This is a genomic window from Hyphomonas sp. FCG-A18 (assembly GCF_045287255.1).
Classification (GTDB): Bacteria; Pseudomonadota; Alphaproteobacteria; order Caulobacterales; family Hyphomonadaceae; genus Henriciella.
Genome location: NZ_CP137142.1, coordinates 2248622 through 2262399, shown reverse-complemented (window position 1 = coordinate 2262399; position 13778 = coordinate 2248622). Strand labels below are relative to the sequence as shown.

At 54.9% G+C, this 13778-nt stretch carries 14 protein-coding genes and 1 tRNA gene; 5 read left to right on the top strand and 10 right to left on the bottom strand.

Translation table 11 applies throughout. From position 1 onward, the window contains the following. Window positions 1-6: 6 nt before the first annotated feature. The 4 genes from RYZ27_RS11280 to RYZ27_RS11265 all read right to left on the bottom strand — a co-directional run bounded on the left by RYZ27_RS11280 (window position 7) and on the right by RYZ27_RS11265 (window position 3919). Complete coding sequence (locus RYZ27_RS11280; RefSeq protein ID WP_406679612.1) at window positions 7-1449, bottom strand: DUF3703 domain-containing protein; 1443 nt, start codon at window positions 1447-1449, stop codon at window positions 7-9. An 88-nt stretch (window positions 1450-1537) separates the two neighbouring features. Then, window positions 1538-2242 carry a helix-turn-helix domain-containing protein gene (locus tag RYZ27_RS11275; protein WP_406679611.1) on the bottom strand — a complete coding sequence of 235 codons (705 nt, stop codon included), beginning with the start codon at window positions 2240-2242 and terminating at the stop codon, window positions 1538-1540. Window positions 2243-2331: 89 nt separating this feature from the next. Beyond that, complete coding sequence (locus tag RYZ27_RS11270; RefSeq protein ID WP_406679610.1) at window positions 2332-3726, bottom strand: tyrosine-type recombinase/integrase; 1395 nt, start codon at window positions 3724-3726, stop codon at window positions 2332-2334. Window positions 3727-3842: 116 nt separating this feature from the next. Beyond that, a tRNA-Asp gene (locus RYZ27_RS11265) sits at window positions 3843-3919 on the bottom strand. 141 nt (window positions 3920-4060) lie between these two features. Here RYZ27_RS11265 and RYZ27_RS11260 point away from each other — a divergent pair. The 3 genes from RYZ27_RS11260 to RYZ27_RS11250 all read left to right on the top strand — a co-directional run bounded on the left by RYZ27_RS11260 (window position 4061) and on the right by RYZ27_RS11250 (window position 8353). Further along, window positions 4061-6631: an AsmA family protein gene (locus tag RYZ27_RS11260; protein WP_406679609.1), complete on the top strand. Its 2571-nt coding sequence runs from the start codon at window positions 4061-4063 to the stop codon at window positions 6629-6631. Between the two features lie 163 nt (window positions 6632-6794). Continuing rightward, a complete protein-coding gene (gene dksA / locus RYZ27_RS11255; RefSeq protein WP_406679608.1) occupies window positions 6795-7211 on the top strand; it encodes an RNA polymerase-binding protein DksA in 417 nt (138 codons plus the stop codon). A 149-nt stretch (window positions 7212-7360) separates the two neighbouring features. Continuing rightward, on the top strand, window positions 7361-8353 hold the full coding sequence (locus tag RYZ27_RS11250) for a FliM/FliN family flagellar motor switch protein (RefSeq protein ID WP_406679607.1): 993 nt from the start codon (window positions 7361-7363) through the stop codon (window positions 8351-8353). A gap of 6 nt (window positions 8354-8359) precedes the next feature. Here RYZ27_RS11250 and RYZ27_RS11245 read toward each other — a convergent pair whose 3' ends face one another. Next, on the bottom strand, window positions 8360-9394 hold the full coding sequence (locus RYZ27_RS11245) for a TerC family protein (RefSeq protein WP_406679606.1): 1035 nt from the start codon (window positions 9392-9394) through the stop codon (window positions 8360-8362). A gap of 148 nt (window positions 9395-9542) precedes the next feature. Here RYZ27_RS11245 and eno point away from each other — a divergent pair, with 148 nt between their 5' ends. Further along, a complete protein-coding gene (gene eno, locus RYZ27_RS11240) occupies window positions 9543-10817 on the top strand; it encodes a phosphopyruvate hydratase (RefSeq protein ID WP_406679605.1) in 1275 nt (424 codons plus the stop codon). A 24-nt stretch (window positions 10818-10841) separates the two neighbouring features. Here the strand turns inward: eno and RYZ27_RS11235 are convergent, their stop codons facing one another. The 3 genes from RYZ27_RS11235 to efp are packed head-to-tail and all read right to left on the bottom strand — an operon-like array spanning window position 10842 to window position 12421. Next, entirely contained in the window at window positions 10842-11042 is a 201-nt protein-coding gene (locus RYZ27_RS11235; RefSeq protein ID WP_406679604.1) for a hypothetical protein, read from the bottom strand. Further along, complete coding sequence (locus RYZ27_RS11230; RefSeq protein ID WP_406679603.1) at window positions 11023-11841, bottom strand: inositol monophosphatase family protein; 819 nt, start codon at window positions 11839-11841, stop codon at window positions 11023-11025. Before RYZ27_RS11230 ends, RYZ27_RS11235 begins: the two co-directional genes overlap by 20 nt. Before the next feature lie 13 nt (window positions 11842-11854). Next, a complete protein-coding gene (efp, locus tag RYZ27_RS11225; protein ID WP_406679602.1) occupies window positions 11855-12421 on the bottom strand; it encodes an elongation factor P in 567 nt (188 codons plus the stop codon). A gap of 123 nt (window positions 12422-12544) precedes the next feature. On the opposite strand from efp, the gene RYZ27_RS11220 reads away from it, so the two are divergent. Continuing rightward, window positions 12545-12847 carry a DUF4282 domain-containing protein gene (locus RYZ27_RS11220; protein ID WP_406679601.1) on the top strand — a complete coding sequence of 101 codons (303 nt, stop codon included), beginning with the start codon at window positions 12545-12547 and terminating at the stop codon, window positions 12845-12847. Here the strand turns inward: RYZ27_RS11220 and thiE are convergent. Both thiE and RYZ27_RS11210 read right to left on the bottom strand, forming a co-directional pair. Beyond that, window positions 12844-13521, bottom strand: coding sequence for a thiamine phosphate synthase (gene thiE / locus RYZ27_RS11215; protein ID WP_406679600.1), 678 nt, complete (start codon window positions 13519-13521; stop codon window positions 12844-12846). The two genes, RYZ27_RS11220 and thiE, sit on opposite strands and share 4 nt — an antisense overlap. After that, on the bottom strand, window positions 13514-13747 hold the full coding sequence (locus RYZ27_RS11210) for a DUF1272 domain-containing protein (protein ID WP_406679599.1): 234 nt from the start codon (window positions 13745-13747) through the stop codon (window positions 13514-13516). The genes thiE and RYZ27_RS11210 overlap by 8 nt, the downstream gene beginning before the upstream one ends. Window positions 13748-13778: the final 31 nt, after the last annotated feature.

Here is a 13778-nt window from a genome sequence, read left to right as displayed (position 1 = left end):
TAATTCTTAAAGCGCTGGGGCAGTGGCGGCATTAAACTTACAGCTTAGGATATGAGGACCGAAGGCCGAGCCGATCAGCATCCGGCCTGACACCTCGTCAACAATCGCAACTGATCCGCCCGAATGTTCCGACCCATCATCGATATAGATCCGCTCAACAGTTCCGCGCGATGGATCGTAGACCAGAACTTCGGACGGTGAGGGAGACGTCTCAGAGCGTTGATAACCCATGGCCAGCGTCAAAAGCTTCGGGTGACCTGTGATGAACACCCGCCCATCCGGGTTGACCGTTATGTTATCAACACCTGTTTCCAAGGGGACGTGACGGTTGAATGAAAGTGTTTGCGTTTGAGGCTCGTAGTCAAAGACCGATAGTCTTTGTGCGATGGTTTCACCGACATAAAGCTGGTGTTGTGAGGGGCTAAACGCGATTCCATTGGCCATTTTCAAGCCCTCGGCAACGATCTCGGCTGTCTCAGTATTGATACGCAGAACTTTGCCGGTGCGCAGTTGTCGGGCCCCTTCAAGGATCTCGCCCGTTGTTGCTGCCTTGGCTTTTTTGTCGAGTGTCACAAGCGCTTCAGCCGGGCCAATCGCCACCAGGTCATTAGGATTGCGCAGCAGCGGGTGCTTCAGTGTGCGTTCCAGCGTTAAGTCCCCTGACGATGTCACCCGAAAGATCTCAATCGTGTGTCCGTCACTCGGACGATTGGCGACAAATAGGCGGCGCGTTCCCATTTCATCAACGTGGAGGTCCATTCCAAAACTGCGGAACACCTCTGGTTCAGCAGGTGCGAGGTCGTTTGGCACTGCCAATTCCGCTGATGCCATCGATAATGCCCAAATCTTGGCGCGGCCCGGGCCACCTGAGCGAAAGGACCGACGGTCTCCACCAACAGCGTAGACCATACCCGCTTCCCGGTCCCATACGAGGTCTTCTGGTCCTTCGTAACCCACAAGCGGACGACACGATCCATCAAATGCGGAGACAATCGTTCTCGTTTCTCCGGCTCGGACATAGGTTGACCATGCAAACATGCCAAACCAAACGAGAAGCGCGACCGCAGCCCACAAGAAGACCCGTACCAGCACGTCCGTCCAAACACTATAGCCCTTTAAGGGCGGAGCGAGATCATCGGGAATGGGCATTGGTTTAAGCGCTGAAACGTCGGCACCGCCAGTGTTTCCTTTAGGCACCCAGCCGAATAGATACCCCGGAATAACTGCAATGATCCGCAGAACCTGACCTCTAATTTCTCGCCAATCTGTTTTTCTGATGCCAACTTTTAGCATCCACCAGTGCGTGATAAAATGCGTAGTGAAATATCTCTGACCGAGGATATGCGCGCGTTCCAACAAACGGAACGCTTCATCCAATTGGTCACGTTTGTAGGCATCTTTGGCCAGTGACATTTCCTGGCCGAATGCGGTCTTGATAGCGGCTTTCATAGTTCAACCTTCGATTAGACTTCTCGAAGGTCTTATTCCGCGATCTATTTTCTCAAGTATTGAACGAAACGCTTGATCGCACGAACCGCTATTGCCCTGCGTTCAACGCCTGAAGCGGTGTGACCCCCATGATCTTTCCCATGGTCCGGGTGAGATGGGCCTGATCGGCAAATCCACCGGCATAAGCGGCATCCGCCAATGTTGCACCTTGTGCCATCGCTTGCGCTGACCGCCGTGTTGCCTGCCATATCAGCCATTTAGACAAGGGCACGCCAAGCTGTTCCTGGGCAATTGCCCGTAGCCTCGGTTCCGATAGTCCGCATGCCTTGGCGGCTTGCGAGATCGCGCTTTTCAGTTGTGCCGTTCGCAAGAAATTGAGGGCCTCCAACAGTCGCAAATCCATTTGTGAGCTAACGCGGCCTGATGCGCGTTCCAAATCATTGAGAAGCGTTTTGAGGTCACCTTGCCAGTTCACCTGACCGATAAAACTTGGGTCCATTACTGAAACATCATCATGGCCGCAAAGGCTTTGAACAAAGTGAGCCAGTTGCGATTGGGGCTCGATCAATACAAGTACGGCTTTATCAGCGGGAGAAAGAGTATGTCGCTTTCCTGCTTTCACGCACAACGCAACGCCCGATACCAAGCGATCATGGTCATCTTTGATCGAGATGTCCGAGCCAAGGGACACGGTGAGTTGAAGCGTGGCATGCGCATGTGGGCGGTTGTCCGCAGCCCGACCACGATACACGAGCGAGGTTTCGCCAATGTAGAATTCACCCTTCCAATCCATAGTTTCCAGTACTGCGCGGAACCACTAAGAGCAATCAGAACCGTTCATACTCTAAGTTGATTTTACAAGTGTATCATCAGGGCTGAGTATTAGGTTTGAAAGAGAGCAGCATCAAAAGGATGCGCGATCTTCAATAGTTCGCTGCGTCGATATTCGAGTGAGCCGCCCTGACCGTATTCCGGCCGGTTATTCTTGTGACCCATCAGCGCGCATCGCAGGCCATAATCGAGACCGCCTTCGAGCATGCGGTCTTCGAAAGAGTGCCGGAACGAGTAAATGACATGATCTGAGGATGGCAGAAGTTTTCGCTGCCTGAACGCTTTCATGAGGTTGGCCGAAACCAACGTGCTCTTGTCATAATAATAGGGGAACCCTTCAGGACATGACCGCATGGCGATCTCTGCGGCGCCAACAAGTGGTATTTCCCGTCTGGAGTCTTCCGTCTTCAATTCTCTTTTCTGCTCCGGTCGGATCGCAATATGGGGGACCTTTTCGTTTAGGCGAATATCTTCCGGGCGAAGGTTCACCAGCTCGCTTAGCCGCGCCCCTGTTTCTATGAGCAAATAGATGAGCACACGCAATTCGATCCGTAGCCCGTCAAATAGACCTGGCACAAGTATGCGGGACCGCACCCAGTCATCTGTGAAAGAGGCGCGTTTGGCTTCGGTCTTGCCTGAAAAGTAGAAGTCCCGGAACGGGTCTTCGAAATCTGCCACGCCAATATGCTTATAATAGCGCTGCAAGAGCGAGCGCATATTTCCGATATGCCTATTGGCGGTATTCGGCGTCACTGGTTTTTGGCCGCCGTCCTGCGGCTGCATACGCTCGACCCACCAGTCACGATACTCCAGCGCGGTGTCCCTCGTAATGTCGCTTAGCGGGAGATCACCCATTTGTTCGATGAAATAGGTGATCGATGTACGCTTTGTTTTCTCCCAGGATCGTCGTTGAGCTTCAGACTTGTTATACTGGTCGTCGAAGGCAATTTTGGACACATAGAGCTCGAAAGCTTCAGACACTGGAATTGTCGCTGCAGGATCTGGGGCCCCTCCTAAAAGCGCCTCACTATCGGCACGTTTCGGATCACCGCCAGCGCCGGACTGGGCCTCCAGCGTTCTGATCCGCTCCATCAATTCGGCAATGGATCGACTTTCGGCAAGTGGCTCAGCTGGCTTGTAAGAGAAACCGTAAGCCATGGCGCGTGAGATTGCTGACTTATAGCGCTGTTCCAGCGCCGCGCGAACGGTGGAACCATTTGCAGTGTCATCAGACAGTTCTAATGCCAGCGCCATCCAGTACGCGTCATCTGCTTCGGCGAGCTGATCTCGCCGAATTCGCGCAACGTCCAAGGAGTCCGTTTTAAGAGAGACCTTGGCGAAACGCCGCTGATCAAGATGAGAAAATTGTCCGGGAACCCGGCGTTGATAGTACCAACGCTTGCCGCGTTTAAGCAAAAATCTATCGGGATCGCGTATGTTCGTCATACGCCACTGTATCCCATTTTGTATCCAATTTGTATCCCACTTTTCGAAAAACATGCGGAAACCGCGCCATCTCTCGATCTAAACCCTTGATTTTTCTGAGGAATTATTTTGAGAAATGGCGCGAGTGACGGGACTCGAACCCGCGACCCCCGGCGTGACAGGCCGGTACTCTAACCAACTGAGCTACACCCGCGCATTTCTTCGGGTCACCACCGTGGCGGTGAAGCGCTGATTTAGACGGCACTATTCTGCCGGTCAAGCATCAATTGCCATGACTTTGACATGGATTGCACATAGAAACCGAAACTGACCGTAAAATGAGGTGTTTTCGCTGATGAAACGTGTGTTGATAGTCTTGGGGATCATCGTTGCACTCTTGCTGATCGTGATCGCTGTGGTGCCTTTTCTGATCCCGTCTTCAGTGTACAAGGCCCAGATTGAAAAGGCTGCGGCGAATGCCACGGGACGTGAGGTTACCCTAACGGGTGATCCATCCCTATCCATTTTTCCACGGATATCGGTGAAGATTGATGGTGCGACGATTTCAAATCCGGAAGGGTTTAGCGCTGAGAATATGATTGAGGCTGGTGCCTTCAAAGCCAGCCTGAAGCTTTGGCCGCTCTTCTCGCAGCGTGTTGAGGTTGGTGAGATCACTTTGTCTGACGCAACCGTCTCTCTGGAGCGGTTAGAGAATGGCGAAGCGAACTGGATTTTCGAAAGTGTGGGCGATGCTGAAAGCATCCCGGAGGAGACACAAGAGGGATCAGGGGGCTTTCAGACGACCATCGCGCGGGCGCGTTTACAGAATGCTGCTGTCTTCTATGCCGACCGTCAGGCTGGCACTGAGTACGCCCTGACCGAAGTGAATATGGAAGCCAAGCTCACAGCCTTGGATGAGCCGCTCCTGTCGAGCGGGCGTGGGCGCCTGAACGGGCAGGCGTTTGCCTATGAAATTGATCTCGATACGATTGATGATCTGACCAATCAGCGCCCGGCCTCTCTGGTTGCATCTCTGGCGACCGATTTTGGTTCCGTCAGCTATGATGGAGCCGTCACGCTTGGTGATGTCATTGAACTGGATGGTGGCTTTGAGGCGGGCTCGCAGACTTTGGGAACAATTCTGGCGCTCGTTGGTGCTGATCTTCCAATCCGGTCAGAAGCCCTGAAAGGGTTTGAGGCGAAGGGGCGGGTCAGTGGCTTGGCAGATGCCCTACAGATTGACTTGAGCAAGACTGAGTTACGCGCTGATGGTATGCAGATCGATTATACGGGGAAACTTTCCCTTAGCGCTGAGCCTATGCTGGACGGCCAGGTTGAGGTGAAAGCCGATACGCCCTCACAATTGTTCAAGCCGGGGCAAGAGATTGCAGCACTGACAATTGTCGAGGATCTGGATTTCAGTGCCTCTGTATCAGGTCCTGTGAGTGGATTGCAGCTTAGCAATGTTGTGATGACCCATTCCGGGGATTTGCTGGACGCGGGCTTCAGGGGCGCGCTTGGGCTTTCTGGAGCAGGGTCCCTGAACGGGCAGATTTCAGCGAGCAGTGAAGACTTGCGAGGCCTGCTCAGCGCAATGGCTGTAGAGATGCCGGAAGGTGAAACCCTGCGGAGCTTTAGCCTTGGTGGCAATGCCAGCGGGACGTTTGCCGCTCTTTCTCTCGCCGACATGGACTTGCAACTCGATGATCTGACCGCGGCTGGCAAGCTAGGTGCTGATATGCGCGGGGCGCGACCAAAAGTGACGGCTGACCTGACCATGCCGAGCCTTGACCTGACACCGTTCCTTGGAACCAGTGAAGCTGACCCGAATGCGGCACAGGCTCAGTCAACGGGATGGGATGACACTCCGTTAGCACTGGATGGCCTGAAGGCGGTTGATGCAGACCTGACGCTGAATGCCGGATCGGTCACATTGAATACAATCACGCTGGAAGACGCGCTTCTGAGTGTCGGTTTGAGCAATGGCCGTTTGCAGGCTCTATTCCGTCGCGCCGATGACCAACCGGGGTTTCGCGCGTTTGATGGCGGTTGGGCTGGTGACATGGTGCTGGATGCATCGCGTGCAGAGCCAAGCCTGAGCTTTAAAGCCGGGGCAAGCGGGATTGCCGCGCGCAAGATGCTGGACGCACTGACCGGGTTTGATGGTCTTGGCGGCGTTGGGGAGGTAAATGTTGATCTGACCTCATCGGGCAACAGCCTGAAAGCACTGGTTGAAGGGTTAGACGGCAGCTTTGATACGACGCTGAACGATGGTGCCTTGCGTGGTATCAATCTGGCCCAAATGGTACGGTCGGCGGATAATCTGCAAGGTATGTTGACCAGTGGGGAACTGAGCCTTGCGAGTTTTCAGGATGCGATTTCACCGCAGGCAGAAACCGATTTTACTGAAATGCTCAGTGGCTTGAGTTTCGAGAATGGCGTTGCGACAATCCAGGAGCTGCGGCTCGACAATCCTGTGGTTGGCGTAACTGGGTCTGGCACAATTGATCTGGGCGCGCAGACGATTGATGTACGCCTTGTTCCGCGTGTTGATCAAAGCGCGCAGGGCGGCGGCCAGACCATCGGTGTTTCAGGTATTCCAATCCCGGTGCGGATTTCGGGTTCATGGACGAATCTAAGCTATGGCCTCGATTCAGCGGCTGTGCAGCAGGAACTGGTCGCGCGGGCACGCGGGCAAGTGGCGGACGAGATCACCAGCCAGATTGAGGGGCCACTTGGTGGTTTGATTGGAGAGGTCGTTGGTGGTGGTCGTCAGACTCAACCAGCTGTGCAGCCTTCAGAGCCGAATGAGACGACTGAGACCGGGGAGCAACCAAGCGTTGAAGAGCAGGTTCGCGACCGGGTCTTGGATGAAGCGTTTGGCGCAATCTTTGGGGAAGACAAAAAAGATGAAGATTCCGAGTAGATGTGATTGCCCAATCACAGTCATGTGATTGGCATGGACCTGCCATAATTGCCTTCTATCTGTCAGATATTCGGCGCCTGCTCAGGTTGGCCTGAATATTGCCAATTGCGAAATGGCGTTCTGTCCAGTATACGGCGCGCCATAACAGTAGAGGTGCTGATTCATGTCTAAGATCGACCTAGCTGACTATACGCCGTCTGCGGACGAGGATTTTATGAATCCCAAGCAGAAGGCGTACTTCCGTCAGAAGCTGGAAAATTGGAAAGATGAAATCCTGAACGGGGCGAAGGAAACCATTTCAAACCTGCAGGAAGAATCGTCCAACCATCCTGATCTGGTCGACCGGGCCTCTTCTGAAAGTGATAAGGCGCTTGAGCTGCGCACGCGCGACCGTCAGCGCAAGCTGATCTCCAAGATTGACGCGGCCATCCGGCGGATCGAAGCGGGCACTTATGGCTATTGTGATGATACCGGCGAGCCAATTGGTCTGCGTCGCCTTGAGGCGCGCCCGACAGCGACATTAAGCCTTGAGGCCCAGGAGCGCCACGAGCGTAATGAACGGACCGTACGCGACGACTGATTTGCAGATTGTCCTGCGCAAAATCTTTCCGTTTTCTTAAATCCCTAACGCGCTGTTAACCGTTTCGACTCCAAGAACTGATTCGGACGCTTGTGTCCGGACCCTAAGGTTCGATTGGTATGCGCGGTGAGTCTCCTTCTGGAACAGATATGGACTGGGCCATCGGCTCAGACGACGAGATGATGGACCCTGACCGTCCCATTCCGACCGCAAAGGGTGTGTTGACCTCCGCGGAGATTGAGGCGCTGTTGCGTCCGGACCTGAGCGATATGCCGGGTGAAGCGGATGTCGATCCGCAAAGTGTTGAGGCTCGGAAAATTCCGGCTCTGCCAACAGCAGAAGAAAAAGCCGCGCGTGAACTGCGCCTGCAGGCGGGGCAAATGGCGGCGCGCCTGTCATTGACGCTTGGCCAATGCAGCGGCGTCAAAGCCGCTGTAGGTTTGAAGAATACTGAACGTCTCGGCGATGCAGGCCTCCGCGGGCAGATACCGGCCGGGCAGGGGGCGGCTTTGTGTTTTGGTGCACGGGATCAGACAGTCTGTGCCATGATCCTTCTGCCAGGGCGCTTGGCCGATGCGATTATTGCCAAGGCTTGTGGCGCGCCACCTGCGGTTATGGATACAGGCCGGGTCGGTGATGGCTGGACGCTCAGCGCGATTGATTGCGCGCTGCTGGAGCAGTTGCTGGCGCCATTGGGCGAGGCCGTTCAAAGAGAGTTGCGCCTGATCGCGATTGAAACCGATATGGCTTATGTCGCGAGCCTGATGACCGGAGATGCTTTGGTTCGATCCGAGTTTACGGTTGAGGCCCCGGGGCTCGACACGACAATGACCGTGATTGCATCCCAGATGGGGGAGGTCTCGGTTAAGCCTGACATTGTGCCCAGAGCCTTGCCCGTGACCGCGATGCTGACTGCGCGAATTGCCAGTCTGAATGTCCCCTTGAGCAAGATTACCGCACTCAAAGCTGGATCGACACTTTTGCTGGGCCTGCCAACCGACCAACCCGTTGAAGTGCTCTCTGGCGGGCGGGATGGCCCAGTGGTGCTCGAGGGTGACATTGGCCGTAAAGGCAACAAGATCGCGGTTAAGATCACTGGCATGAACCGATCCCTGATCAAGGACCAAGGACCGGATCGCTAGACGCATCTATCCAATATTGCCGTGCTTTTCGATGTGAGCGTCAATCGCCTTGATTGTTTCATCGACATTGCTGGTAGAGCGCAGTTCAGCCTCGCGCTGGGCCCAGAGGCGTTTCTGGTAATTGGTGGAGATAATGTCCGTCACCACCAAAGTCCCAACGACGAGATAGAAGCTGGCTTTACTCATCGCTTCAATCGGGAAGCCGAACAGTTTCAAGTGGGCCAGATGTGCGCCCTCTGTTACCAGCAGGACACCGACCAGAAACAGGATAAACAGGCCGAGTACCTCATACATGCGGTTCTTCTTCAGGAAGTCAGCGACATAGTCAGCCAGCAGGATCATCACGATGCCTGAAGCGATAATCGCAATCGCCATGATCCACACTTGATAATCTTTAGCGGGTTCGCAGCCGATAGCTCCAGTAACCGGGTTGGCGATTAGATAAGCCTTGCATTCCTGCACCGTGCCTTCAAACACGCCGCCCTGAATCAGGCCTGCACTCACTTGTGTCAGCGTCTGGCCTGCCGCGTTAACGATGTTCGCAACTTCTACGTTCGCAATGGCCATCGCTGACAGGATGGAATCGAAAGAGAAAACCAGGTTCATTGCCACAATCATGGCCACGGCCTGAACAACAGATTTACTCTTTGACCCTTCCGTATGCTCAATATGATCAACGGCGAGCAGGTGATGGATCTCTTTGATCGCTGTATAAATAATGAACCCGCCCCCCAGTAGGGTTACCAGGGCCTGCAGCGTAAACTCCCCTTCGATGAGGCCATTTATATGTGTCTCAAACAAAGGCTCGGCCAGGAGCGCAAACAGGTTTACAATGACAATCAGTAGTATGATGCGCAGGGCGACCGCGATGCCGATCCCCCATCGGGCAACACTGCTCGCTTTTTCCGGGCCGACCCGTTTCGATTCGATGGTGATGTAGAGCAAGTTGTCGAAGCCCAGGACCGCCTGCAGCAGCAAGAGTGCGAACAGCGTAAACAGCCCGCTGACCGAGAAGACCTCGGCAAGAATTTCACCCAACATAATGGATACCCCTTTGTGATTTTGAACCTCTCTCAGAGCTAGCTTAGGCGGAGTCGGCCTAATCGAAAGGGTTGGGAGGCTTGCCCTTGTCAGCGCAGGGGATTAGAGCGGGCCGCAACTTTGTTTCCCTCCCAAGAAGGACCCCGCCATGAGCGAGATTGTTGATATTCACGCCCGCCAGATTCTCGATAGCCGGGGTAACCCGACGGTTGAGGTTGATGTGACCCTTGAGGACGGTTCCTTTGGTCGCGCTGCGGTGCCGTCCGGGGCCTCTACAGGCGTTCATGAAGCCCATGAACTGCGCGATGGCGGCGAGGCCTATAAGGGCAAGGGCGTTCTCGATGCGGTCGATGCCGTGAATGGCGAGATTGCCAACGAGTTGGAAGGCCTCGACGCGACGGATCAGCGCCTGATCGATGGCCTGATGATCGAGCTGGATGGCACTGAGAACAAGAAACGCCTTGGCGCGAATGCCATCCTTGGTGTCTCAATGGCAACCGCCAAGGCAGCTGCTGAAAGCTGCGGTCTGCCGCTCTACCGCTATATGGGCGGCACCAATGCGCGTATCCTGCCAACCCCGATGATGAACATCATCAATGGCGGTGAGCATGCCGATAACCCGATCGATATTCAGGAATTCATGATCATGCCGGTCAATGCTGAAAGCATTGCTGACAGCGTACGCATCGGCTCTGAAATCTTCCACACGCTGAAAAAGACACTGCAGGATGCCGGGCATAATACAGGCGTGGGTGACGAGGGCGGCTTCGCGCCAAATATCGGCTCTACCAATGAAGCGCTTGATTTCATTATGAAGTCTATCGAGACGGCGGGCTACGCACCGGGTGAAGATGTTATGCTCGCCCTCGATGCAGCTTCGACTGAGTTCTACAAGGATGGCAAATACGTTCTGGCGGGTGAGGATAAGACCCTCGATGCCGAGGGTATGGCGAAATACCTCACCAACCTGGTCGATACCTATCCGATCGTGTCGATCGAAGACGGTATGGCCGAGGATGATTGGGATGGTTGGGCGATCCTGACCGAGATGGTTGGCGACCGTTGCCAGCTGGTTGGAGATGATCTGTTCGTGACCAATCCGGAGCGTCTGGCGCTTGGCCTGCAGCGCGGCGCAGCGAATTCCATCCTGGTTAAGGTCAATCAGATCGGCACGCTATCTGAAACACTTGATGCGGTCGAACTGGCCCACCGTCATGCCTATACTGCGGTCATGTCTCACCGTTCTGGTGAGACCGAGGATGCAACAATCGCTGACCTCGCTGTGGCGGTGAACTGTGGCCAGATCAAAACCGGGTCACTGGCGCGCTCTGACAGACTGGCGAAATACAACCAGCTGATCCGGATTGAGGAAGAACTGGGCGCAGCCGCACTTTACGCTGGTGGCGCACTGATCAACGCCTAAACGAATTTGCTTCTGGCTGCGGGCTTAATTGCCGCGCAGCCAGAGGATCAATAACGGGATCCAGATCAGGCTGAGCGTAAGTGTGCCTTTGACGGCCTGATAGGCGATCCACCACCAGAAAAACCGTTTCTTGTTGGCATTCAGCCAGCGGATGCCTCCGCGTAGCCGTGCAATTGGCCCGCGTTTTTCCTCAGGGAGGTTCGGATCAGTCTGCGGCTCTGGCAAAGGACGGGGCCTTGCGGATTTGCTTTTCAAGCTTTGGGTGCAGGTCAGCGTTGGCTGAAATGATCGAGCCAGTGACCAGAGGGTCGCCGCCATCAATCTCAGTCGTGACCCCGCCCGCTTCACGAACGAGGATCATGCCTGCCGCAATATCCCAGGGCTGCAGGCCGCGTTCCCAGAAACCGTCAAAACGCCCCGCCGCAACCCAGGCAAGGTCAAGCGCAGCCGAGCCATTGCGGCGAATCCCAGCCACGATGGGGGTCATTGCCGCAACTTCCTGCGCAAACCGGGTATGGACCTCTGGGGCTTTGCCAAACCAGGGGGCCCCCGTTGCGAACAAGGATTGTTCCATATGCTTGCGTCCGGCAACGCGCAGTTTGCGTTGGTCGAGCCAGGCGCCACGTCCGGTTTCACCCCAGAAAATCTCATTACGGGAAACGTCATAAACGACACCAGAATAGAGCTTGCCTTCACGCTCCAGCGCGATGGAAACTGCATAGTGTGGTTGTCCGTGCAGGAAGTTCAGCGTGCCATCAAGCGGATCAACAATGAAGCGATTGGTCTTATCGCTGCCTTCAACAATACCGCGCTCTTCCATGACAAAGCCATAGCCGGGGCGGGCCTTTGTCAGGTGTTCGTAGATGATTTCCTCGGCACGGTGGTCGGCATTGGAAACGAAATCACCGGGGCCTTTTTTGGAGACCTGCAAAAACTCAACTTCTCCGAAATCACGGGCAAGCGAGCGGCCAGCCTTGCGGGCAGCCTCAATCAGAACATTTCCGAGCGCGGAAGGTTTAGACATTGTACTTTAAATCCTAGTCGGCGCGGCGCAGATAGGTGCGGTCAGATGTCTGGACAATGACGCGTTCGCCGACCCCAATGAAAGGTGGCACCGTGACGCGCACCCCATTGTCGCAGACAGCAGGCTTGAAAGAGTTGGCCGCAGTCTGGCCTTTTACGACAGGCTCGGTTTCTTCAACTGTCAGCGTCACCTGCTCAGGGACTTTAACGCCAATTGGCGTTTCACCATAAAACTCGATCTCGACGGTCATGCCATCCTGCAGGAAGTCACCATCTTCGCCGACAAAATCCTTTTGCAGCTCGATCTGTTCAAAGCTTTCCTGATCCATGAAGGCATAGGCTTCACCAGCATCGAACAGGTACTGATAGTCTTTCTGTTCCAGCCGGACACGCTCAACTGTCTCGTTGGCGCGGAAGCGTTCATTGGCTTTTGAGCCATTGAACAGGTTGCGCATCTCAACCTGATTGAAGGCGCCGCCCTTACCGGGCTTGACTGCATTGCACTTCATGGCGCGCCATACGCTGCCATTGTGCTCAATGACCATATTGGGCTTGATTTCGTTGCCGTTGATTTTGACCATGGGAAACGTCCTGTTCGTGTTCGCAGCAGGAGGTAAAGGCCCGACCGATAATGGTCAATTCTCTGTAGACATTGGGGTCACGCTGGGTAAAGCTGAAAGTCCTAGCAAATGGGGGTTTGAGATATGGACTTTGTAAATCGTTTTCTGAGCTTTGAGAAACTGATGGGGGGCGTGCTTGTGCGCGTCATCTACTTCATTGGGTTGGTCTTTATTGCGCTGGCGTCGCTAGCTTCGCTGTTTCAGGCGCTGCAGGCCATGGGGTATAGTTTTATGACCGGGCTGGGTATGTTCCTGCTCACGCCAATCTTCGCGCTGATCTCAGTCCTGTTCTGGCGATTTATCTGTGAGATTTACATTGTCCTCTTCCGGATCACCGAGCAGTTGAATGAGATCAAGCTGGGTCTGAAACCGCCTGCGGAAGACTAGAGCGTCGAGGCGCTCATTGACTCGTCAATCACGCGATTGAACATCGCAACAGCGGCAGCTGGGCCATCATGATGGGTCCAGACCGCTGATGATACGGCAAGGAAGTCCGCGCCCGCAGTTACCAGAGGCGAAGCATTCTGAACCGTGATGCCACCAATTGCGACACAGGGCAGGGTCAGGAACATCTGACACCAGCTCAAAATTCCCGGGTCAGCTGGCGTTGTGTCTGCTTTTGTCGAGGTCGGATAAAACGCGCCAAAGGCCACATAATCTGCCCCTGCTTCGCCCGCGACCAGCGCGGCATGGCGGCTATTCTTGCAGGTTGCGCCAATGATCACATCATCGCCCAGCAGGGTGCGCGCTTCGGCAATGTCCATGTCATCGGCCCCAAGATGCACGCCATCAGCCTCCAGAGCGCGTGCCAGTTGTGGGCTGTCATTGATGAAAAGGGCAATATCATTGGCATTGCACAGGGGTTTTATAGCCTGCGCCACCGCGCGGGTTGCGGCGGTATCAAGCGTGTCATCATCCTGCTTCAGGCGCACCTGCAGGCTGGCAATGTCGCCGCCTGCAATCGCCGCTTCGAATTGAGAGACAAAACCAGCGACATCATCGATGCGCGGTGGGGTGATGAGATAGAGGCGCGAGCGCTCACGAACCGGATCATTAGCCATGCGGTTTGTATATACGCTTCGTACTCGCAGGGAAATTGTCGAGCGCTGCGCCTGTGCGGGTTGGCCGCGGGAAGAGGGCACCCCCGCAGTTCGGGCAGGTGCCTTTGAAGATACTGTCATTACAGTCGGTGCAGAATGTGCACTCAAATGAACAGATCAGAGCGCCGTCCTCATTCGCAGGCAAATCGCGATCACAGCGTTCGCATCCCGGGCGCATATCCAGCATGAGCACTCCTCCTTGGGATCGCTATACAGGA